The organism is Pseudomonas sp. 8BK (assembly GCF_902506475.1).
GTDB classification, from domain to species: Bacteria; Pseudomonadota; Gammaproteobacteria; order Pseudomonadales; family Pseudomonadaceae; genus Aquipseudomonas; species Aquipseudomonas anguilliseptica.
Genome location: NZ_LR733252.1, coordinates 1,634,052 through 1,654,988, shown reverse-complemented (window position 1 = coordinate 1,654,988; position 20,937 = coordinate 1,634,052). Strand labels below are relative to the sequence as shown.

At 60.1% G+C, this 20,937-nt stretch carries 17 protein-coding genes; 7 read left to right on the top strand and 10 right to left on the bottom strand.

Features of this window, described 5'->3' with window-relative positions; genetic code table 11:
• Positions 1-147 precede the first annotated feature (147 nt).
• Together ACIN8IBEIGE_RS07530 and ACIN8IBEIGE_RS07525 are read left to right on the top strand one after the other, a co-directional pair.
• Positions 148-2,346 carry an OsmC domain/YcaO domain-containing protein gene (locus ACIN8IBEIGE_RS07530; protein WP_160014106.1) on the top strand — a complete coding sequence of 733 codons (2,199 nt, stop codon included), beginning with the start codon at positions 148-150 and terminating at the stop codon, positions 2,344-2,346.
• Positions 2,347-2,429: 83 nt separating this feature from the next.
• Positions 2,430-2,816: a hypothetical protein gene (locus tag ACIN8IBEIGE_RS07525; RefSeq protein WP_160014105.1), complete on the top strand. Its 387-nt coding sequence runs from the start codon at positions 2,430-2,432 to the stop codon at positions 2,814-2,816.
• Positions 2,817-2,898: 82 nt separating this feature from the next.
• On the opposite strand, the gene ACIN8IBEIGE_RS07520 is transcribed toward ACIN8IBEIGE_RS07525, so the two are convergent.
• The 9 genes from ACIN8IBEIGE_RS07520 to ACIN8IBEIGE_RS07480 all read right to left on the bottom strand — a co-directional run bounded on the left by ACIN8IBEIGE_RS07520 (position 2,899) and on the right by ACIN8IBEIGE_RS07480 (position 13,096).
• Entirely contained in the window at positions 2,899-3,837 is a 939-nt protein-coding gene (locus tag ACIN8IBEIGE_RS07520; RefSeq protein ID WP_160014104.1) for a sensor domain-containing diguanylate cyclase, read from the bottom strand.
• Positions 3,838-4,003: 166 nt separating this feature from the next.
• On the bottom strand, positions 4,004-4,897 hold the full coding sequence (locus ACIN8IBEIGE_RS07515) for an ABC transporter permease subunit (RefSeq protein ID WP_090379180.1): 894 nt from the start codon (positions 4,895-4,897) through the stop codon (positions 4,004-4,006).
• Positions 4,894-5,775, bottom strand: coding sequence for an ABC transporter permease subunit (locus ACIN8IBEIGE_RS07510; RefSeq protein WP_178124390.1), 882 nt, complete (start codon positions 5,773-5,775; stop codon positions 4,894-4,896). The genes ACIN8IBEIGE_RS07515 and ACIN8IBEIGE_RS07510 overlap by 4 nt, the downstream gene beginning before the upstream one ends.
• 26 nt (positions 5,776-5,801) lie before the next feature.
• Positions 5,802-6,944 carry a polyamine ABC transporter ATP-binding protein gene (gene potA / locus ACIN8IBEIGE_RS07505; RefSeq protein ID WP_160014102.1) on the bottom strand — a complete coding sequence of 381 codons (1,143 nt, stop codon included), beginning with the start codon at positions 6,942-6,944 and terminating at the stop codon, positions 5,802-5,804.
• A gap of 112 nt (positions 6,945-7,056) precedes the next feature.
• Positions 7,057-8,148 carry a polyamine ABC transporter substrate-binding protein gene (locus tag ACIN8IBEIGE_RS07500; protein ID WP_160014101.1) on the bottom strand — a complete coding sequence of 364 codons (1,092 nt, stop codon included), beginning with the start codon at positions 8,146-8,148 and terminating at the stop codon, positions 7,057-7,059.
• Between the two features lie 68 nt (positions 8,149-8,216).
• A complete protein-coding gene (locus ACIN8IBEIGE_RS07495) occupies positions 8,217-9,314 on the bottom strand; it encodes an extracellular solute-binding protein (protein WP_160014100.1) in 1,098 nt (365 codons plus the stop codon).
• A 158-nt stretch (positions 9,315-9,472) separates the two neighbouring features.
• Positions 9,473-10,846, bottom strand: a complete 1,374-nt coding sequence (locus tag ACIN8IBEIGE_RS07490; RefSeq protein ID WP_160014099.1) for an aspartate aminotransferase family protein — start codon at positions 10,844-10,846, stop codon at positions 9,473-9,475.
• 95 nt (positions 10,847-10,941) lie between these two features.
• Positions 10,942-12,300 carry a glutamine synthetase family protein gene (locus ACIN8IBEIGE_RS07485; RefSeq protein ID WP_160014098.1) on the bottom strand — a complete coding sequence of 453 codons (1,359 nt, stop codon included), beginning with the start codon at positions 12,298-12,300 and terminating at the stop codon, positions 10,942-10,944.
• A gap of 43 nt (positions 12,301-12,343) precedes the next feature.
• A complete protein-coding gene (locus ACIN8IBEIGE_RS07480) occupies positions 12,344-13,096 on the bottom strand; it encodes a gamma-glutamyl-gamma-aminobutyrate hydrolase family protein (protein ID WP_160014097.1) in 753 nt (250 codons plus the stop codon).
• 276 nt (positions 13,097-13,372) lie between these two features.
• Between ACIN8IBEIGE_RS07480 and ACIN8IBEIGE_RS07475 the strand changes: the two genes are divergently transcribed.
• Positions 13,373-14,749 carry a glutamine synthetase family protein gene (locus tag ACIN8IBEIGE_RS07475; RefSeq protein ID WP_160014096.1) on the top strand — a complete coding sequence of 459 codons (1,377 nt, stop codon included), beginning with the start codon at positions 13,373-13,375 and terminating at the stop codon, positions 14,747-14,749.
• A gap of 190 nt (positions 14,750-14,939) precedes the next feature.
• Positions 14,940-15,998 carry an extracellular solute-binding protein gene (locus ACIN8IBEIGE_RS07470; protein WP_160016333.1) on the top strand — a complete coding sequence of 353 codons (1,059 nt, stop codon included), beginning with the start codon at positions 14,940-14,942 and terminating at the stop codon, positions 15,996-15,998.
• Positions 15,999-16,138: 140 nt separating this feature from the next.
• Here the strand turns inward: ACIN8IBEIGE_RS07470 and ACIN8IBEIGE_RS07465 are convergent, their stop codons facing one another.
• On the bottom strand, positions 16,139-17,503 hold the full coding sequence (locus ACIN8IBEIGE_RS07465) for an inorganic triphosphatase (RefSeq protein WP_160014095.1): 1,365 nt from the start codon (positions 17,501-17,503) through the stop codon (positions 16,139-16,141).
• Between the two features lie 112 nt (positions 17,504-17,615).
• Here ACIN8IBEIGE_RS07465 and ACIN8IBEIGE_RS07460 point away from each other — a divergent pair, with 112 nt between their 5' ends.
• The 3 genes from ACIN8IBEIGE_RS07460 (at position 17,616) to argE (ending at position 20,846) form a co-directional block, all read left to right on the top strand.
• Positions 17,616-18,293, top strand: a complete 678-nt coding sequence (locus ACIN8IBEIGE_RS07460) for a TIGR00153 family protein (RefSeq protein WP_160014094.1) — start codon at positions 17,616-17,618, stop codon at positions 18,291-18,293.
• Positions 18,294-18,332: 39 nt separating this feature from the next.
• Positions 18,333-19,598 carry an inorganic phosphate transporter gene (locus tag ACIN8IBEIGE_RS07455; protein WP_160014093.1) on the top strand — a complete coding sequence of 422 codons (1,266 nt, stop codon included), beginning with the start codon at positions 18,333-18,335 and terminating at the stop codon, positions 19,596-19,598.
• Positions 19,599-19,667: 69 nt separating this feature from the next.
• Positions 19,668-20,846, top strand: coding sequence for an acetylornithine deacetylase (gene argE, locus ACIN8IBEIGE_RS07450; protein WP_160014092.1), 1,179 nt, complete (start codon positions 19,668-19,670; stop codon positions 20,844-20,846).
• The last annotated feature ends 91 nt before the right edge of the window (positions 20,847-20,937 follow it).

Below are 20,937 nucleotides of genomic sequence, written 5' to 3'. Positions count from 1 at the left end.
TAAACTCCGCTTTCGCCTGTTTTGTCTTGCACTGGCTGCCTCGCCAACGTTTTCCAACGGCCTGCCAAACCCGCACTGCGCAAGACTTCCCGCTGAAAACCCGGATAATGACCGCCATTCGTTTAGCCCGTATTCTGGTAATCCCGCATGGAAATCAAGGTCAAGTTTCTCGACAACCTCCGACTTGAAGCCAAGTTCGATGACTTCACGGTGGTGGCTGACCAGCCCATCCGCTACAAGGGCGATGGCTCAGCGCCGGGGCCGTTTGATTACTTCCTGGCCTCTTCGGCGCTGTGTGCGGCGTACTTTGTGAAGCTGTATTGCGACACGCGCAATATCCCCACCGACAACATCCGCCTGTCGCAGAACAATATCGTTGACCCGGAGAACCGCTACGCGCAGATCTTCAAGATCCAGGTCGAATTGCCGGCGGATATCTCCGAGAAGGATCGATTGGGCATTCTGCGCTCCATCGACCGCTGCACCGTGAAGAAGGTGGTGCAGCAAGGTCCCGAGTTCATCATCGAAGAAGTCGACAACCTGGATGCCGACGCCCAGGCCTTGCTGATGCCCGTGGCGGGGACCAGCACCTACATTCCCGGCAAGGACCTGCCGCTGGAAGAAACCATTGCCAATATGTCGGGCATCATGGCCAAGCTCGGCATGAAGATTGAGATCGCTTCGTGGCGCAATATCGTGCCCAACGTCTGGTCGCTGCATATCCGCGATGCGCAGTCGCCGATGTGTTTCACCAACGGCAAGGGCGCGACCAAGGAGAGCGCGCTGGCCTCGGCGCTGGGCGAGTTTATCGAGCGGCTGAACTGCAATTTCTTCTACAACGATCAGTTCTGGGGCGAGGAAATCGCCAATGCCGCGTTCGTGCATTACCCGGACGAGCGCTGGTTCAAACCGGGGCCCAAAGATGCGCTGCCGGCTGAGATTCTCGACGATTACTGCCTGGCGATTTACAACCCGGACGATGAGCTGCGCGGCTCGCACCTGTATGACACCAACTCCGGCAACACTGTGCGCGGCATTTGCTCGTTGCCGTTTGTGCGTCAGTCCGATGGCGAGGTGGTGTACTTCCCGTCCAACCTGATCGAAAACCTCTACCTCAGTAATGGCATGAGTGCCGGCAACACCCTGGCCGAGGCGCAGGTGCAGTGCCTGTCGGAAATCTTCGAGCGTGCGGTCAAACGCGAAATCCTCGAAGGCGAGCTGTGCCTGCCGGACGTACCAGCCGATGTGCTGGCCAAGTACCCGGGCATCGTTGCCGGCATCCAGGGCCTGGAAGCCCAGGGCTTCCCGGTATTGGTGAAAGACGCGTCCCTGGGCGGCGAATTCCCGGTGATGTGCGTGACCCTGATGAACCCGCGCACCGGCGGCGTGTTCGCCTCGTTCGGCGCGCACCCAAGCTTTGAAGTAGCGCTGGAACGCAGCCTGACCGAGCTGCTGCAAGGCCGCAGCTTCGAGGGTTTGAATGACCTGCCGCCGCCGACCTTTGAAAGCCAGGCGCTGATGGAGCCGAATAACTTCGTCGAGCATTTCATCGACTCCAGCGGCGTGGTGTCGTGGCGCTTCTTCAGTGCCAAGGCCGACTACGAATTCGTCGAGTGGGACTTCTCCGGTCAGGGTGAAGATTCGAACGAGCAGGAAGCCGCAACGCTGCTCGGCATCCTCGAAGAGCTGGGTAAAGAGTCCTACATGGCGGTGTACGAGCACCTGGGCGCCACGGCTTGCCGCGTCCTGGTGCCGGGCTATTCGGAGATCTACCCGGTCGAGGATCTGATCTGGGATAACACCAACAAGGCGCTGCTCTTCCGCGCGGACATCCTCAACCTGCACAGCCTGAACGATCGCGGCTTGAAATCCCTGCTGCGCAATCTGGAAAACAGCGATGTCGACGATTACACCGATATCACCACGCTGATCGGGGTCGAGTTCGACGACAACACGGTGTGGGGCCAGCTGACCATTCTTGAACTGAAGCTGCTGATCCACCTCGCCCTGAAGAAGTACGACGACGCCAAAGAACTTGTGGAAATGTTCCTGCAGTACAACGACAACACCGTCGAGCGCGGCCTGTTCTATCAGGCGTTGAACGCGGCGCTGGAAGTGCAGCTGGACGACGAACTGGAGATGAGCGACTTCGAACAGAACTTCCGCCGCATGTTTGGCAATGAGCGCATGGACGCGGTGCTCGGCTCGCTGGATGGCAGCGTGCGCTTCTACGGCCTGACGCCGACCAATATGCAGCTGGAAGGGTTGGACCGCCATCTGCGCCTGATTGAGAGCTACAAGAAGCTGCACGCGGCACGGGCCAAAGTGGCTGCGATATCGGGCTGAGCGCATCAGATGCAGGCGTCCCCGCCGCTCCTACAAGTCTCACTGAAACCACTGGCATGGCCACAACACACACGAGGGATTGTATGAACGTTGTAATAGGGAACTTCAAATGGCTGATGCTGGTGTCCGGCGTGCTTACCGCCAGTATGTTCTACGGCTTGTTCGCACCGCAGGCAGCGCTTGAGTCGATGTTTGGCACGGCGTTTAGCGGCCAGCTGGAATCCATCGTGATTCGCAGCTGGTCAGCGCTGGTTGGCCTGATGGGCGTGATTCTGATTTATGGCGCGCTGAGCGAAAAACACCGTGCTTTCTGCGCCGCCATCGCGGCAACGAGCAAGGCGATTTTCGTCACCCTGGTGCTGGTATATGGCCAGGCGTTTCTCGGCAAAGCCGCGGCGGCGATCATCATGGATTGCGTGGTGATCGCCGCCACGCTGATCTACCTGCTGGCGCTACGCATCAAGCGCTAGGCCGCATAGCGTCATGCCATCCTGAAATATCAAAGCGCAATCGTGGTGGATGGGTACAGCGTCATCCACCCTACGCTCTGGCTTATGGCACTGCGGCCAACACCGCACAGTTGCGGCCCTGGTGTTTGGCCTTGTAGAGCAGGCGGTCGACTGTTTCGAGAAAGGCCTGGGGCTGGTCAAGCGGGCCGGGCGTCAGGGTGCCGACGCCCAGGCTTAAGGTCAGCAACGGCCCGACCTGGGAATGGGCGTGCTGGATATTCTGCTCGCGGATCAACTGGCGGCAGCGTTCGGCGACCTGGGCCGCAGCCTGGGCATCGGTTTCCGGCAGCAGCAGAACAAACTCTTCGCCGCCATAGCGGGCCATTAGGTCACGCGGGCGCACGGCTGCGCCGCTCAGGGCCTGGCCGACGCTTTTCAGGCAATCGTCGCCCTGGATATGGCCGTAGTGATCGTTGTATTCCTTGAAGTAGTCGATATCCAGCAGGATCAGTGACAGCGACTGGCCGGTGCGCTGGGCGTTGCTCCACTCCACCTGCAGACGGTTGTCGAACATGCGCCGGTTGGCCACGCCGGTGAGGCCGTCGAGGTAGGACAGCTCTTCGAGCTGTTGCTGCAATTGCAGCAGCTGCTGCTCGGTCTGCTTGCGCTCGCTGATGTCGAACATAAAGCCGATCAGCGACTCCACCTCGCCGGCTTCGTTGCGCAGCACGTGCACCACATCGCGAATCCACACATAGCGGCCATCGCGAGTCAGGGCGCGGTAGTCGGCCTCATGGTCGGTGCCGGCCTGGGATTGCGACACGCAGAAAGCCACCACCGTGTCGCGGTCGTCGGGGTGCATGCGCTCGGCCCAGTCGTTGGCGCTGATCCAACTGGCCTGCGGCCAACCCAGCAGCGTCTCGATCTGCGGGCCGATATAGGCGAAGGTCATGCTGGCCCAGTCGATCTTCCAGGGGATGGCCTTGGTCGACTCCAACAGGGTCTTGTATACCGCGCTGTCAGTGCTGTTTGAATCGGTCATGGAAGCAATCCGGACGACTGATAGCTGAGGTTGTAACCAAGATCAGGGGTGGGCGCAACAACGGCCGGGATGACTGGCCAGTACTGCTGGCAGGCGCCGGATAACGCAGAGCAGAAAGCACAAGGGCCACGAATGTGGCCCTTGTGGGTGTTACGCAGGGGTGCGATCAGGCATGCACCTGGGACGGATCACGGCGGCTGTCCGGACCGGTCATCAGCGCGGCGCCAGTGGTTTCATCCATGGCCTGCTGCAGGGCCTTCTTGCGTTTCTCTTCGGCACGGTGGGCGAAGAACCACACCAGGAAGGTGGCGAATGACACTGCCAGCAGGATCAGACTGGCCACGGCGTTGATTTCCGGCTTCACGCCCAGACGCACGGCAGAGAAGACTTCCATCGGCAGGGTGGTCGAGCCCGGCCCGGAGACGAAGCTGGCGAGTACCAGATCGTCCAGCGACAGGGCAAAGGACATCATGCCGCCGGCCGCCAACGAAGGCGCAATCATCGGGATGGTGATCAGGAAGAACACCTTCCACGGTTTGGCGCCCAGGTCCATGGCCGCTTCTTCGATGGACAGATCCAGCTCACGCAAGCGCGACGACACCACCACCGCCACATAGGCCGAACAGAAGGTGGTGTGGGCGATCCAGATGGTCAGCACGCCACGCTCGGCAGGCCAGCCGATCAGCTGGGCCATGGCTACGAACAGCAGCAACAGCGACAGACCGGTAATCACCTCGGGCATCACCAGCGGCGCGGTGACCAGGCCGCCGAACAGCGTGCGGCCCTTGAAGCGGGTGACGCGGGTCAGCACGAAGGCGGCCATGGTGCCCAGCGCTACGGCGGCAATCGCGGTGTAGCAGGCAATTTCCAGCGAGCGCATCACCGAGTTCATCAGCTGGGTGTTGTCGAGCAGGCCGACGTACCACTTCACCGACCAGCCGCCCCACACCGTTACCAGCCGCGAGGCGTTGAACGAGTAGAGCACCAGGATCAGCATCGGCAAGTAGATAAAGGTCAGGCCGGCCCACAGCATGATGTTGGAGAAACTGAAACGCTTCATGGCCGACCCTCCATTTCTTTAGCTTGGTTGCGGTTAAACAGAATGATGGGGACGATCAGGATCGCCAGCATCACCACAGCCAGAGCAGAGGCAACAGGCCAGTCGCGGTTGTTGAAGAACTCCTGCCACAGCACCTTGCCGATCATCAGGGTCTCCGGACCGCCGAGCAGTTCAGGGATCACGAACTCACCGACCACCGGGATAAACACCAGCATGCAGCCGGCGATGATGCCGTTCTTGGCCAGCGGCACGGTGATTTTCCAGAAGCTGTTGAAGGTGCTCGAGCCGAGGTCAGAAGCCGCTTCCAGCAGGCTCTGGTCGTGTTTTACCAGATTGGCAAACAGCGGCAGGATCATGAATGGCAGGTACGAATAGACAATGCCGATATACACCGCCAGGTTGGTGTTGAGGATCTGCAATGGCTCGTTGATCAACCCCAGCCACATCAGGAAGCCATTGAGCAGGCCGTTGTTGCTGAGAATACCCATCCAGGCATACACGCGGATCAGGATCGCCGTCCAGGTCGGCATCATGATCAGCAGCAACAGGACCATCTGCTTGTCCTTGTCGGCACGGGCGATGGCGTAAGCCATGGGGAAACCGATCACCAGGCAGAGCAGGGTGCTGATTGTCGCCATCTTCAGCGAGCCCAGATAGGCCGCCAGGTACAGCGCATCCTCGCTGAGGAAGATGTAGTTACCCAGATTGATGATCAGGGTGAGCTTGTTTTCCGCCCAGCTGTACACGTCGGTGTAGGGCGGGATGGCTACGTCGGCTTCGGCGAAGCTGATCTTCAGAACGATGAAGAACGGCAACATGAAGAACAGGAACAGCCAGAGGAACGGCACCCCGATAACCAGGTGCCGGCCCTTGGGCATACGGCGGCTGATGCTTCGGATAATGTTCATGAGCGCAATGCCACCCCGCTATCGTCCTCCCACCAGACGAACACTTCGTCGTCCCAGGTAGGCCGTGCGCCACGCCGTTCGGCGTTGGCAACAAAGGACTGAACCACCTTGCCGCTTGGCAGCAATACGTGGAATACCGAATGGCCGCCGAGGTAGGCGATATCGTGCACGGTGCCGCGCGACCAGTTGTATTCGCAGGTCGGTTGCTCGGTGGTGACGATCAGCTTCTCCGGGCGGATGGCGTAGGTGATGCTCTTGTCCTGCACCGAGGTGCTGACGCCGTGGCCGACGTAGATATTGCGTTCCAGATCCGGGCTGGCGATCAGCGCATGGCCTTCCATGTCCTCGACCACCTGGCCTTCGAACAGGTTGACGTTGCCGATAAATTCGCAGACCAGACGGCTGGTTGGGGTTTCGTAGATGTCCACCGGGCTGCCGATCTGAGCGATCCAGCCCAGGTGCATGATGGCGATGCGCTGGGCCATGGTCATGGCCTCTTCCTGGTCGTGGGTCACCATGACGCAGGTTACCCCGACGCGTTCGATGATCTCGACAAGCTCAAGCTGCATCTGCGAGCGCAGCTTCTTGTCCAGAGCACCCATGGGTTCGTCGAGCAGCAGCAGTTTCGGCCGCTTGGCCAACGAGCGAGCCAGGGCCACGCGCTGACGCTGACCACCGGAAAGCTGGTGTGGCTTGCGCTTGGCATACTGGGTCATGTGCACCAGTTTGAGCATCTCTTCGACGCGGGCGTCGATTTCGGCTTTCGGCAGCTTGTCTTGCTTGAGGCCGAAGGCGATGTTGTCAGCCACGCTCATGTGCGGGAACAGCGCGTAGGACTGGAACATCATGTTGATCGGCCGCTCGTAGGGCGGCAGGTCGGTGATGTCTTCACCGTCGAGCAGAATGCGCCCTTCGGTCGGACGTTCGAAGCCGGCGAGCATGCGCAGCAGGGTCGATTTACCCGAGCCGGAGCCACCAAGCAGGGCGAAGATCTCGCCTTTGTTGATGGTCAGCGAAACGTCATCAACCGCGATGGTTTCGTCGAACTTCTTGGTCACACGCTCGATCTTGACCAGCACCTCTTTCGGTTGCTGATCACCCTCGAGAACCTTTTTATAGGCACTGGAAGCAACTGCCATTACCAAAACTCCCGCAAAAATTGGGTCACTGACCCGAATATAATCTGCCGCGCTTGGCGCAGCGGGCCGTACGCTCAGGCCCGGCCTGGCGTACGGGTCTTTCAGCTTCCGCTTACTGGCCCGACTTGATCTTCGACCAGGCGCGAGTCATGGCACGCTGGATCTTCGGCGGCAGCTCAGCGGAGATGTAGAGTTTGTCCAACACGGCCTGCGATGGATAAATCGAAGGATCGTTACGCACTTCCTGGTCCATCAACTCGCCGGCCTTGGGGTTTGGGTTGGCATAGCCGACATAGTCGCTTACCGTGGCGATCACTGCGGGGTCGAGCAGGTAGTTGATAAAGGCGTGCGCTTCCTTGACGTTCTTCGCATCGGCCGGGATGGCCATCATGTCAAACCACAGGTTGGCGCCTTCCTTGGGAATGCTGTAGGCAATCTCGATGCCCTTGCCCGCTTCCTCAGCGCGTGCCGCCGCCTGGAAGACGTCGCCGGAGTAGCCGAACGCTACGCAGATGTCGCCATTGGCCAGGTCACCGATGTACTTCGAGGAATGGAAGTAGGTGACATAAGGACGCACGGCCATCAGCTTGGCCTCGGCCTTCTTGTAGTCCTCTGGATTAGTGCTGCGCGGGTCGAGGCCCATGTAGTTGAGGACGGACGGGAACATCTCGTCTGGAGAGTCCATGAAGGCCACGCCGCAGGCGTTGAGTTTCTTCAGGTTCTCCGGCTCGAAGATCATGGCCCAGGAGTCGATCTCGTCGACCCCAAGCACTTCCTTGATTTTGGCCACGTTGTAGCCAATACCGTTGGTGCCCCACAGGTACGGCACCGAATACAGGTTACCGGGATCGTTGACTTCCAGTTGCTTGAGCAGCACCGGGTCAAGGTTCTCCCAATTCGGCAGCAGACTGCGGTCGAGCTTCTGGAACGCTCCCGCCTTGATCTGCTTGCCGAGGAAATGGTTGGAGGGCACCACGATGTCGTAGCCAGAACGGCCCGCCAGCAGTTTGCCTTCCAGGGTTTCGTTGGAGTCGAACACGTCATACATGGCTTTAATGCCAGTAGCCTTCTGGAAATCGGCCAGGGTGGTTTCGCCGATATAGTCAGACCAGTTGTAGACATTGACCACAGGCTCAGCGGCTTGCACGGCGCTGATGCTGACGGCGGCGGCCAGCAGGCCAGCCAGAAGTGGAGTACGACGCATAGGAGCTTCCTTATTGTTGTGGGTGAATGCGGCGGAGCAACCCGCCGCACACCGTTAGGGCTATGGCATTACTGACCCGATTTGATCTTGGTCCAGCTGCGGTTCATTGCGCGTTGCGCGTTAGCTGGCAGATCCGGGAAGGTGTAGATCTTGGCCATGGTGGCCGCGTCCGGGTAAATGCCCGGGTCGTTACGCAGTGCTTCGTCAACCAGCGGGGTGGCCGCGGCGTTGCCGTTAGGGAACTGCACGAAGTTGGTGATATTGGCCATGACTTCTGGCTTCATCAGGTAGTTGAGGAACACGTGAGCGGCTTCGACGTTTTTCGCATCGGCCGGGATGGCCATCATGTCGAAGAAGCTGCCAGCACCTTCTTTCGGGATGCTGTAGGAGATGTTCACGCCGTTCTTGGCTTCTTCTGCACGGGACTTGGACTGGTACAGGTCGCCCGAGTAGCCGATGGCCACGCAGATGTTGCCGTTGGCCAGGTCGCCGATGTACTTGGAGCTGTGGAAGTAGGAGGTCGAGGAACGGATCGAGAGGAACAGTTCTTCGGCTTTCTTCAGTTCGCCGGAATCAGTGCTGTCCGACTTGAAACCCAGGTAGTTGAGCGCAGCAGGGAGGATTTCGGTTGGCGAATCGAGGAAGGACACGCCGCAATCTTTCAGCTTGGCAATGTTTTCCGGTTTGAACACCAGGTCCCAGGAATTGACCGGGGCGTCTTCGCCCAGTGCGGCCTTGACCTTGTCGACGTTGTAACCGATACCGATGGTGCCCCACATGTAGGGAATCGAGTACTGGCTACCCGGGTCGCTTGGGTCGAGCGCCTTGAGCAGGTTCTTGTCGAGATTTTCCCAGTTTGGCAGCTTGGACTTGTCCAGCTTCTGGAACACACCGGCCTTGATCTGCTTGGCCAGGAATGGGTTGGACGGTACCACGATGTCGTAACCGGAGCTGCCGGCCAGCAGTTTGGCTTCCAGGGTTTCGTTGCTGTCAAAGACGTCGTAGACGACCTTGATGCCGGTTTCCTTCTGGAAGTTATCCAGGGTGTCTTCTGCGATGTAGTCGGACCAGTTGTAAACGTGCAGGACCTTATCATCCGCGTGTGCGGCACTCACTACAGCCCCAGCAAGGGACAACGCGAGAAGGGTTTTGCCGAATGTGTTCATGCGTACAGCTCCTGTTGTTGTAGTCGTTTCCGGAAGATGCGCAGCCATCTGCAGCACCTTCCGGTGAGCCTGACCTACGCATTGGCGCAGTCTGGCAAGGTCACACCCCGGTTGACAACATTCAGACGTAAGCATCTGAAACCAAAGATTATTAAACCTTAAACCAGCACCTCTGCAGCGGTCAGATCGAGGCATTTACGGGCCTTTTCCAGCAGCTCGTCGATCTCAGCAAAGCTGATTACCAGCGGCGGCGAAATGATCATGGTGTCGCCTACGGCGCGCATGATCAGACCATTATTAAAGCAGTGACCGCGGCAGATCATGCCAACGCCCACATCTGCGCTGAAGCGCTTGCGGCTGGCCTTGTCCTGCACCAGCTCGATGGCGCCCAACATGCCGACGCCACGCACCTCACCCACCAGCGGGTGGTCGGCCAGCTCACGCAGACGCTTTTGCAAGTACGGTGCCGTTTCTGCCTTGACCCGTTCAACAATATTTTCTTCACGCAAAATGCGCAGGTTCTCCAGGGCCACCGCAGCAGCCACTGGGTGCCCGGAATAGGTAAAACCGTGGTTGAAGTCTCCGCCCTGGTTGAGCACCTCGACGATATCGTCGCGCACGATCAGCCCGCCCATGGGGATGTAGCCGCTGGTCAGGCCTTTGGCGATAGTCATCATGTGCGGGGTGTTGCCGAAATAATCGCTGCCGAACCACTCGCCGGTACGACCGAAACCGCAGATCACTTCATCGGCGATAAACAGGATGTCGTACTTGGCGAGGATTTCGCGGATGCGCGGCCAGTAGCTGTCCGGCGGAATGATCACGCCGCCTGCGCCCTGGATCGGCTCGGCAATAAAGGCGGCGACATTCTCTTCGCCGACTTCGAGGATCTTCTGCTCCAGCTGGTCGGCGGCCCAGATACCGAACGCTTCGGGGCTCATATCGCCGCCTTCACCGAACCAGTACGGCTGGGGGATGTGCACGATGCCCGGAATCGGCAGGTCGCCCTGCTCATGCATGTACTGCATGCCACCCAGGCTGGCACCAGCCACGGTGGAGCCGTGGTAACCGTTCACCCGACTGATGATCACCTTCTTGTTCGGCTGCCCCTTGATCGCCCAGTAATGGCGCACCATACGCAGCATGGTGTCGTTGCCTTCCGAACCCGAACCGGTGAAAAACACGTGGTTCATGCCGGCCGGAGTCAGCTCAGAAATCGCCTTGGCCAGTTCCAGCGCGGGCGGCGTGGCGGTCTGGAAGAACATGTTGTAGTAGGGCAGCTCTTGCATCTGTTTCGCGGCGGCGTCTGCCAGCTCCTTGCGACCATAGCCGATCGCCACACACCAGAGCCCAGCCATGGCATCGAGGATCTTGTTACCCTCGCTGTCCCATAGGTACACGCCGTCGGCCTGGGTAATGATGCGCGGCCCACTTTCCGCCAGCTGTTTGAAATCGCTGAACGGCGCGAGGTGGTGTTCGCGGCTCATGGCCTGCCACTCGCGGGTTTTCGGGTTGGTCACTTGACTGTTCATAACGACACCTTGCTTACACAGGCTGCGCGTTGCAGCCCGATAAAAATTCTTGGCAGTGACTGGCGCAGGGATCACCCACGCCAGCCACCTGACGGTTACACCGACAGCAGCAGGAACTCACGCTCCCAGGAACTGATGACCCGCTTGTAGTTCTCGTGCTCGGCGCGCTTCACCGCGACATAGCCGCGCATAAACTTGTCGCCGAGGTATTTCTCCGCATCCTTACAGGCTTCCATGCGCTCCAGGGCGTGCTCGATGGTGATCGGCAGGCGCAGGTTGCGACGCTCGTAGGCGCGGCCCTTGACCGGCGCGCTCGGTTTGAAGTCGCCGACCATGCCCATGTAGCCGCACAGCAGCGAAGCCGCCAGCACCAGGTAAGGGTTGGCATCGGCACCGGCCAGGCGGTTTTCCACGCGGCGGTTCTGCGGCCCGGCTTCCGGTACACGCAGGCCCACAGTGCGGTTCTCTTCACCCCATTCGACGTTCACCGGCGCCGAGGTATCGGGCAGGAAGCGGCGGAACGAGTTAACGTTCGGTGCGAACAGCGGCAACAGCTCGGGGATGTATTTCTGCAGACCACCGATGTGCTGCATAAACAGTTCGCTCATGCTGCCATCCGGATTGGAGAACAGGTTCTTGCCGGTTTTGATATCCACCACGCTCTGGTGGATGTGCATCGCGCTGCCCGGCTGATCGGTAATCGGCTTGGCCATAAAGGTGGCGGCCACATCGTGCTTGAGCGCGGCTTCACGCATGGTGCGCTTGAACACGGTGATCTGGTCGGCCAGGTGCAGAGCCTCGCCGTGACGGAAGTTGATCTCCATCTGCGCCGGACCGTCTTCATGAATCAGCGTGTCGAGATCCAGGCCCTGGATTTCGCACCAGTCGTACACGTCTTCAAACAGCGGATCAAATTCGTTGGCGGCATCAATGGAGAACGACTGACGGCCCACTTCCGGACGACCGGAACGGCCCATCGGGGCGACCAGTGGGAAATCCGGGTCACTGTTACGCTTGGTCAGGTAGAACTCCATTTCCGGCGCGACGATTGGCTTCCAGCCCTTGTCCGCGTAGAGCTTGAGCACATTCTTGAGAATGTTGCGCGGCGACAGCTCGATCGGGTTGCCCTGCTTGTCGAAGGTGTCGTGAATCACCATCGCAGTCGGCTCAATGGCCCAGGGCACGAGGAATACGGCGTTCTCGTCCGGGCGGCAGAACATATCGATGTCCGCTTCGTCGAGCAGGTCGTAATAGATGTCGTCCTCGACGTAGTCGCCAGTCACGGTCTGCAGCAGCACACTCTCGGGGAGGCGCATGCCCTTCTCGTCGAGGAACTTGTTGGTCGGCGAAATCTTGCCACGGGCAATGCCGGTAAGATCGCTGATCAGGCATTCAACTTCGGTGATTTTGCGTTCTTTCAGCCAGCTCGAAAGCTGGTCTAGTTTGGTACTCATAGAGACCTCAGGGTTGGTGAGAGCCGACCTATATATAGTCGGCTCAGCGTTGCCCCGCCTTCTTCCTGCAAGCCTCACCAAAGGCCTGGAAGATGGCGAGATAATTCGGGTTGGATCGTACCTGCCATTCAGGGTGCCATTGCACCCCCAATGCAAAGCTTTTGGCACCTTCGACGGAGAAGGCTTCGATCAACCCGTCAGGCGCCAGTGCTTCTACGCGAAGGCCCGGCGCCAGACGCTGAACGCCCTGGCCATGAATGGAATTGACTTGAATCTCGTCCGGCAAGCCGATGCCGGCGAGCAGCCCGCCCGGCTGCACATGCAGCGCGTGACGCAGGCCATACTGCTGTTCTGCGGGCAGGTCACCGGGCTCGCGGTGATCCATCAGCCCTGCAACCTCGTGTACACGCTGGTGCAGCGCGCCACCGAAGGCCACATTCATCTCCTGAAAGCCGCGGCAAATGCCGAGCACCGGGATACCGGCGGCAATTGCTGCTTTAATCAAAGGAAGGGTTGTACTGTCACGCGCCGGATCATGGGCGGTGCCGGGTTCGCTGGCATCGCCAGCATAGTGGTGTGGTTCAACGTTGGATGGCGAGCCGGTAAACACCAGGCCATCGAGGTGCTGCAACAGGTAAGCCTGATCAAGCTGCTCGCCCAGTGCGGGAATGATCACTGGCATACCGCCAACCACCTGAACGATGGCCTGCAAGTATTTATCGCCTGCGGTGTGGTAGATGTTGTGCCCGATCTGCTTGGTGCAGGCACTAACGCCGATAATCGGCTGGCGCGACATGAGACACCCGTTTTATTGCTGTTATGGGTTTCGACCGAGCTTAGCCTTGTTCATTTTTTTTCACAATAGTCATGTAAAAAATTGAACACACCCGACTGAGCACCCCGGCAGGCAAGGCTTTGAGCAGGGCTGCACTGCCCTGTAATGCCCTAAAACTGGCCACCGAGCCCCCTTTTGGGGCAAAATGCGCCTCTCTTGACAGCATCTGGTGTTTAAGATTGACTCACACCCGTGCAGTTGCATGATTGATATTTTTAACAAAAAAGGTGTTGCATCATGTCGGTACCCCCGCGTGCCGTTCAGCTTAACGAAGCGAACGCGTTCCTTAAGAAACATCCTGAGGTCCTGTTCGTCGACCTTCTGATCGCAGATATGAATGGTGTGGTGCGCGGCAAGCGTATCGAGCGTGCGAGCCTGCATAAGGTTTACGAGCGCGGCATTAATCTCCCGGCTTCGCTGTTCGCCCTGGATATCAACGGCTCGACGGTGGAAAGCACCGGCCTGGGTCTGGATATCGGCGACGCCGACCGGGTCTGCTTTCCCATCCCCAACACCCTGAGCAATGAGCCATGGCAGAAGCGCCCAACCGCGCAGCTGTTGATGACCATGCATGAAATGGAAGGCGAGCCGTTCTTTGCCGACCCACGGGAAGTGTTGCGCCAGGTGGTTACGAAGTTCGACGAACTGGGCCTTACCATCTGCGCCGCCTTTGAAATCGAGTTCTACCTGATCGACCAGGCCAACGTGAACGGCCGTCCACAGCCGCCGCTGTCGCCGCTGTCGGGCAAACGCCCACAGTCGACCCAGGTGTACCTGATCGATGACCTCGACGAATACGCCGAATGCCTGCAGGACATCCTCGAAGGCGCCAAGGAGCAGGGCATCCCTGCTGACGCCATCGTCAAGGAAAGCGCCCCAGCGCAATTCGAGGTCAACCTTCACCACGTCGCCGACCCGATCAAGGCCTGCGACCACGCGCTACTGCTCAAGCGCCTGATCAAGAACATCGCCTACGACCATGAGATGGACACCACCTTCATGGCCAAGCCCTACCCCAACCAGGCGGGTAACGGGCTGCACGTGCATATCTCGATTCTCGACAAGCAGGGCAACAACATCTTCGCCTGCGACGACCCAGTGCAGAATGACGCCCTGCGCCACGCCATCGGCGGGGTGCTGGAAACCATGCCGGCCTCGATGGCCTTCCTCTGCCCGAACGTCAACTCCTACCGTCGTTTCGGCGCCCAGTACTACGTGCCGAATTCGCCGTGCTGGGGCATCGACAACCGCACAGTAGCGCTGCGCGTACCGAATGACACGGCTGATGCCGTGCGCATCGAGCACCGTGTTGCCGGCGCCGATGCCAACCCTTACCTGCTGATGTCGGCCGTACTGGCGGGCGTGCACCATGGCCTGACCAACAAGATCGAACCAAGCGCACCGGTGGAAGGCAACTCCTACGAGCAGAACGAGCAGAGCCTGCCGAACAACCTGCGCGATGCCTTGCGCGAGTTGGACGACAGTGAAGTGCTGGCCCGTTATATCGACCCGAAATACATCGATATCTTCGTCGCCTGTAAGGAAAGCGAGTTGGCCGAGTTTGAAAACTCGATCTCCGACCTCGAATACAACTGGTACTTGCACACGGTTTGATGCAACACCCAACGCCGGCCTTTGAGCCGGCGTTTTTTATGGCCTGTCATCCATGGCGGCCACCCTGCGGGCGATTTTTATTCCGCGCGTTGCTCAGCACCTGCCCATTGCTTCACGCCTCGGCGTGATGACGGACAACCTGCGCCGCGAATTCCTGCTGACGCGACATCAACCTATTCAGGAGATCTCCATGCCTCGCCTGTTTGCCTCACTGCTGCTTGCCCTGACGCCGCTGCTGGCCAGCGCCGAAGAAGTGATTCGCGTCTACAACTGGAACGACTACATCGCCCCACAGGTGCTCAAGGACTTTGAGGCCGAAACCGGCATCCGCGTGGAATACCACACCTTCAGCACCGCCGAAGAACTGCAAACGGTACTGGCCAGCGGTGAAGCCATCGATGTTGCCGTGCCGTCGCACGACGCCCTGCCGGCGATGATCAAGAACGGTACCCTGCAACCGCTGGATTTCAACCTGCTGCCCAACCGCAAGCATCTCGACAAACAGCTGCTCAGCACCCTGGTCGCCCTCGACCCGGCCAACCACCACGCCTTGCCTTATCTGTGGGGCGCAGTCGGCCTGGCGATCAACACGCCGCAGGCCGAAGCAGCCTTTGGCGGCCCGCTGCCCAATAGCTGGAGCCTGCTGTTCGATGCCGAGCAAAGCTCACGCCTGGCCACTTGCGGTATCAGCGTACTGGACGCTCCTGACGAGACCCTGACCCTGCTGCTCAATTACCAGGGCCGCAGCCTGGCGCGCAGCGCACCGAGCCGCATCGAGCGCTCCAGTCGTGTGCTGGATGGCCTGCGGCCGAATCTGCGCTATGTCGACAGCGAGCGGTATATCGACGACCTCAATCAGGGCAAGCTGTGCGTAGCCATGGCCTGGGTCGGCGACGCACTGGCCGCTGCCGATGCGGGTCAGCCCGTGCGCTTCCTGGTACCGGATGAAGGTTCGATCCTGTTTATCGACAACCTGGTGATTCCCAGCAGCGCCAAGCGCGTCGACCTGGCCCACCGCTTTATCGATTACCTGATGCAGCCCAAGGTCGCCGCACTGATCACTGCCGAAACCCTGTACCCCAGCGGCAACGCCGATTCCCGCGAGTTTCTCGACGAGGCCCTGCGCAACCAGCCAGACCTCTACCCGGACCGCGACACCAAACGCCGCCTGCACCCGCTGGAAACCCTGCCGGAAAAGCACAGTGCTACCCGCGATGCCGTATGGACGCGCTTTCGCGATGGCAGTTGAGTGAAAAACAGAGATGTGGGAGGGGCTTTCGGCTCGGGCATCCTGCTTCGCACTACCTCCTGCATCCATGCAGTCGTAGCCGCGACAAGAACAACAAGCTCGCCGCTACGCCCAGCCCCTCTTACAGAACGTTGCTGGCCTTACTTGACCAGCTGACGCCAGGCCCTTAACGAACCTATGGTCAGCAGCTGCGCCTTGCGCGCAGCCAGTACTTCCGGGTCGATGGTCTGATTGGCCAGTTCCGCCAGCTTGTTCAGTTCACCATACAGGCGGTCGACTTCCGGCACTTCCAACACCCCACGGGCCAGATGCAGCCAGACCAGCAAACGCTCAATGCGCGGCAGCTGTTCGGCGAGATCTTCCGGCTGCTGCTGATAGCGACGCAACTGCAGGGCGGCGCCTTCTTCGGCAATCAACGTCGGCAACCAGTTGCCCAGCGGCGCAGCGCCCTGGCGATTACCCCGGTTGTTGCGCTCCACCGTCCAGCTGCGGGCCAATAGCCAGCGCGACAGGTTCAGCGAGAACAGGCCCCAGCGATTGCCCTGCAGCTCAGCTGCAAACAACGCCGGGGCGTTCTTGCGCAGGCTGTCATCGTCCTGACCGGCCAGCACGCGCGGGCGCCATTCCAGCAGCAAACCATCCAGCAGTTCACGCAAACCATGGCTGCTGGCACGCGGTGCGGCTTGGCCCAGACTGCTGAGCAACGCACGCAAGCCGACCAGCTGCTCAAGCCATTCGACCAGCAAACGCCAGTGACCATTGAAACGGTACTGTTCGGCCAGCCGCTGGCTGCTGCCCAGCAGATGCCAACCCAGTGCCGCGACGCTGTCATCCAGGCTGGATTCCGCACTCAGGCTCGGTGCCGGCAGGTTCAGGCTGTAGCTGCCAGCATCGAACAGGCGATAACCACGCTCGGCCTTGCTGATATCGCAGGGCATCAGCGCCAGGTCGGCGGCCAACTCAGCGGCCAGTTCCAGCAGCGCGTCAGGCTCGCCCTGACGCAGCTCCAGCTCCAGCTCGCAGATTTCTTCTTCGCCTTCGCCGGCAATCACCTTGCCCAGGTCCAGCGCGGCTTCGATCACTACCTTGGCCTTGCCACGGCCCCAGGCGATTTCCGCCTTCTCGCGGATAAAGTCGGTGGTGAAGATCGGCACCAGCTGCTTCTTGTCCAGTTCGGCCAGAGCCACCGGCCAGCAGCTGTCATCAAGTTTCTTCAGGTCCAGCTTGGCCTTGGCCAGATACCAGTCCCACTCATTGCGTTCCGACAAGCCGGCCACGCTCTGCCCACGGGTTTTCAGGGTCTGGATAAACTGCTCGCCATCGCGGCGCACACGCAGGGCCACTTTGGCCGCAGCCAGGTCACGCTCGGGGGTGTCGAAGTACTGATTGAACAGTTCGCGCTGCTCCCAACCACTCTTGTTGCGCTTCTTCAGCAACGGGTGATCACGCAGGGCGGCCAGAGTTGCACGGCTAACCCGCAGTTTGATTTCGGTTTCTTTGTTCATGATGGTGGGGATCAACGCCTACTATGAAATTGTGACAGTCCGATTACCTGCGCTGGCGAGCCTGCGGACTGATCCGTATACTTGCCGCCTTCTTAACGCCGGGGTTCACCCTATGCCAGTCAATCCATTTGCCAGCCTGTTTGGCCGCTCACCGATTGGGCCGATGCAAAAGCACTTTGCCAAAGCCCACGAGTGCGCAGCCAATCTGGTGCCCTTCTTCGAAGCCGTGATGGTGGAAGATTGGGCCAAGGTGGAACAGGTACAACAGGAAATGGCCAGCCTCGAACATGAGGCCGATAAGCTCAAGAAAAGTGTGCGTTTGCACCTGCCCAAGAGCTTGTTCCTGCCCGTACCGCGCTCGGATCTGCTTGAGCTGCTGAGTGTACAGGACAAAGTCGCCAACCGCGCCAAGGACATCGCCGGCCTGATGCTCGGCCGCGAAATGGCTATTCCGCAGGCTCTGCAGCCACTGATGCGCGCCTTTGTGCAACGCACCGTGGATGCCAGCGCCCAGGCCCTGAAAGCCATGAACGAGCTCGACGAGCTGCTGGAAACCGGCTTTGGTGGCCGTGAAGCGGCGCTGGTCGAATCCATGGTCATGGAGCTGGAACAGATCGAACGCGACACCGACAAGATGCAGATCGAAGTGCGGCGTGCGCTGTTCAAACTGGAGAAGGACCTTCCCGCTGTCGATGTGATGTTCCTCTACAAGATCATCGAATGGATCGGCGACGTAGCCGATCGTGCCGAACGTGTCGGCAACCGACTGGAACAACTGCTGGCGCGCTAAGCGCCAGTGTCCTTTCTGGAATCTACGGATTAATTATTTATGTCTCTGATTGCGGACTACGGCCTCGTATTGCTGCTGCTTGCCTGTCTCTTCGGCTTTTTCATGGCCTGGGGTGTGGGCGCCAACGACGTGGCCAACGCCATGGGTACTTCGGTGGGCTCCAAAGCCCTGACCATCAAACAGGCGATCCTGATTGCCATGGTCTTCGAGTTCGCCGGCGCCTACCTGGCCGGCGGCCAAGTCACCGAAACCATCAAGAGCGGTATCGTCGATGCAACGATGATCAGCCCAGATCTGATGGTGCTGGGCATGATGTCGGCCCTGCTGGCCGCCGGCACCTGGCTGCTGGTGGCATCGACCAAAGGCTGGCCGGTGTCCACCACCCACTCGATCGTCGGCGCGGTCATCGGCTTCGCGGCCGTTGGCGTGTCCATGGACGCTGTGCACTGGGACGGCGTGGGCCCGATCGTGGCCAGCTGGGTAGTGTCTCCGGTGCTGTCCGGTATCGTCGCCTTCGGCCTGTTTGTCAGCGTACAGAAGCTGATTATCGACACCGATCATCCGTTCCAAAACGCCAAGCGCTTTGTGCCGATGTATATGTTTGCCACCGGCTTTATGGTCAGCGTCATGACCCTGACCAAGGGCCTCAAGCATATCGGCCTGAACCTCTCCGCCACTGAAGGCTTCTTCCTCTCACTGGGTGTTGGCGGCCTGGTCATGCTGCTGGGTATCGTCCTGCTCAGTCGGATCAAGATCGACGTCGAAGCGGACAAGAACTTCCACTACGCCAGCGTGGAGAAGGTCTTCGCCGTACTGATGATCTTCACCGCCTGCGCCATGGCCTTTGCCCACGGCTCCAACGACGTGGCCAACGCAGTCGGCCCACTGGCAGCGATTGTCGGGGTGATCCAGTCCGGCGGCGAGATGGCCGTTGGCGCCAAGTCGGCCGTGCCTGGCTGGGTATTGCTGCTCGGCGCGGTGGGTATCGTGATTGGTCTGGCCACCTATGGCTACAAGGTGATCGCCACCATCGGCAAGGAAATCACCGAGCTGACCCCAAGCCGTGGTTTCGCCGCTGAACTGGCCACCGCCACCACCGTGGTCGGTGCTTCGGCCATCGGCCTGCCAGTGTCCACCACCCACACCCTGGTCGGCGCGGTACTCGGTGTCGGCCTGGCCCGCGGTATTGGCGCACTGAACCTGGGCGTGATCGGCAAGATCTTTATGTCCTGGCTGATCACCCTGCCCGTGGGCGCCGCGCTGTCGATTATGTTCTTCTACATCCTGCGCGGTGTTTTCCTCTAAACACCCGCTGCACGGTTTTATCTGCGCAGGCGATGGCTCTATGATGGGCCTCGCTTGCGGAGATGACCAATGCCCCTGCCTTCTTTCAAAGACCAGTTCGCCGCCCTGATCGCCGCCCCGTCGGTGAGCTGCACCCAGGCGCATTGGGATCAGTCCAACCGCGCCGTCATCGAGCTGCTGTCGAGCTGGCTCGGCGACCTCGGTTTCGCCTGCGATGTGCAGCAAGTCTCCCCCGGCAAATTCAACCTGCTCGCCAGCTATGGCAGTGGCCCCGGCGGCCTGGTGCTGGCCGGCCACAGCGACACCGTGCCGTTTGACACCGCGCTGTGGCAGACCGACCCGCTCAAGCTCACCGAAGTCGACGGCCGCTGGGTGGGCCTCGGCAGCTGCGACATGAAGGGTTTCTTCGCCCTGATCATCGAAGCCGTGCAACCCTTGCTGACGCAACCTTTCCAGCAGCCGCTGCTGATTCTCGCCACCTGCGATGAAGAAAGCTCGATGTCCGGCGCCCGCGCCCTGGCGGAGGCCGGACGGCCGCTGGGCCGCGCCGCGGTGATCGGCGAGCCGACCGGCCTCAAGCCCGTTCGCCTGCACAAGGGCATCATGATGGAGCGCATCGATATTCTCGGGCAGAGCGGCCACTCTTCCGACCCGAACCTCGGCCACAGCGCCCTGGAGGCGATGCAGGACGTGATGCTGGAGCTGCGTGGCCTGCGTGCGCAATGGCAGCGCGAATACAACAACCCACAATTCAGCGTGCCCACGCCGACGCTGAACTTCGGCTGCATCCACGGCGGCGACAACCCCAACCGCATCTGCGGACAGTGCTCACTGGAGTTCGACCTACGCCCGCTGCCGGGCATGCAGCCGGAAGCCCTGCGCGCGGCTATTCGCCAGAAGCTGCAACCGTTAGCTCAGCAGCATCAGGTGAAGATCGACTTCGCCCCACTGTTCCCCAGTGTGCCGCCCTTCGAGCAAGACGCAACCAGTGAACTGGTGCGCATTGCCGAGCGCCTGACCGGGCATAGCGCCACAGCGGTGGCATTTGCCACCGAAGCGCCTTATCTTCAGCAGCTTGGCTGCGAAACCCTGGTACTCGGCCCCGGCGATATCGACTGCGCCCACCAGCCCGGCGAGTACCTGGAAATGTCACGTTTGCAGCCTACTGTGCGTCTGCTGCAACAGCTGATCGAACATTACTGCCTGCAAGCCAAACAACCTGAGTCATCCGGAGGAGAGAACGCGTGAAGCTGCCCCAACTGCGACGATAAAACCGCTGCTCTCGGCTGCCGCCTGGCGCGACTCTGCGCCCTTCCCATGCGTTCCGTATTCGACACAG

What these genes read in the sequence shown, in the direction of transcription:
- ACIN8IBEIGE_RS07525 (WP_160014105.1), top strand. Translation starts at nt 2,430, where the DNA reads ATGAACGTTGTAATAGGGAACTTCAAATGGCTGATGCTGGTGTCCGGC.
- ACIN8IBEIGE_RS07475 (WP_160014096.1), top strand. Translation starts at nt 13,373, where the DNA reads ATGTCGGTACCCCCGCGTGCCGTTCAGCTTAACGAAGCGAACGCGTTC.
- ACIN8IBEIGE_RS07530 (WP_160014106.1), top strand. Translation starts at nt 148, where the DNA reads ATGGAAATCAAGGTCAAGTTTCTCGACAACCTCCGACTTGAAGCCAAG.
- ACIN8IBEIGE_RS07465 (WP_160014095.1), bottom strand. Translation starts at nt 17,503, where the DNA reads ATGAACAAAGAAACCGAAATCAAACTGCGGGTTAGCCGTGCAACTCTG.
- ACIN8IBEIGE_RS07500 (WP_160014101.1), bottom strand. Translation starts at nt 8,148, where the DNA reads ATGCGTCGTACTCCACTTCTGGCTGGCCTGCTGGCCGCCGCCGTCAGC.
- ACIN8IBEIGE_RS07495 (WP_160014100.1), bottom strand. Translation starts at nt 9,314, where the DNA reads ATGAACACATTCGGCAAAACCCTTCTCGCGTTGTCCCTTGCTGGGGCT.
- ACIN8IBEIGE_RS07515 (WP_090379180.1), bottom strand. Translation starts at nt 4,897, where the DNA reads ATGAAGCGTTTCAGTTTCTCCAACATCATGCTGTGGGCCGGCCTGACC.
- ACIN8IBEIGE_RS07470 (WP_160016333.1), top strand. Translation starts at nt 14,940, where the DNA reads ATGCCTCGCCTGTTTGCCTCACTGCTGCTTGCCCTGACGCCGCTGCTG.
- ACIN8IBEIGE_RS07485 (WP_160014098.1), bottom strand. Translation starts at nt 12,300, where the DNA reads ATGAGTACCAAACTAGACCAGCTTTCGAGCTGGCTGAAAGAACGCAAA.
- potA (WP_160014102.1), bottom strand. Translation starts at nt 6,944, where the DNA reads ATGGCAGTTGCTTCCAGTGCCTATAAAAAGGTTCTCGAGGGTGATCAG.
- ACIN8IBEIGE_RS07455 (WP_160014093.1), top strand. Translation starts at nt 18,333, where the DNA reads ATGTCTCTGATTGCGGACTACGGCCTCGTATTGCTGCTGCTTGCCTGT.
- argE (WP_160014092.1), top strand. Translation starts at nt 19,668, where the DNA reads ATGCCCCTGCCTTCTTTCAAAGACCAGTTCGCCGCCCTGATCGCCGCC.
- ACIN8IBEIGE_RS07520 (WP_160014104.1), bottom strand. Translation starts at nt 3,837, where the DNA reads ATGACCGATTCAAACAGCACTGACAGCGCGGTATACAAGACCCTGTTG.
- ACIN8IBEIGE_RS07480 (WP_160014097.1), bottom strand. Translation starts at nt 13,096, where the DNA reads ATGTCGCGCCAGCCGATTATCGGCGTTAGTGCCTGCACCAAGCAGATC.
- ACIN8IBEIGE_RS07490 (WP_160014099.1), bottom strand. Translation starts at nt 10,846, where the DNA reads ATGAACAGTCAAGTGACCAACCCGAAAACCCGCGAGTGGCAGGCCATG.
- ACIN8IBEIGE_RS07460 (WP_160014094.1), top strand. Translation starts at nt 17,616, where the DNA reads ATGCCAGTCAATCCATTTGCCAGCCTGTTTGGCCGCTCACCGATTGGG.
- ACIN8IBEIGE_RS07510 (WP_178124390.1), bottom strand. Translation starts at nt 5,775, where the DNA reads ATGCCCAAGGGCCGGCACCTGGTTATCGGGGTGCCGTTCCTCTGGCTG.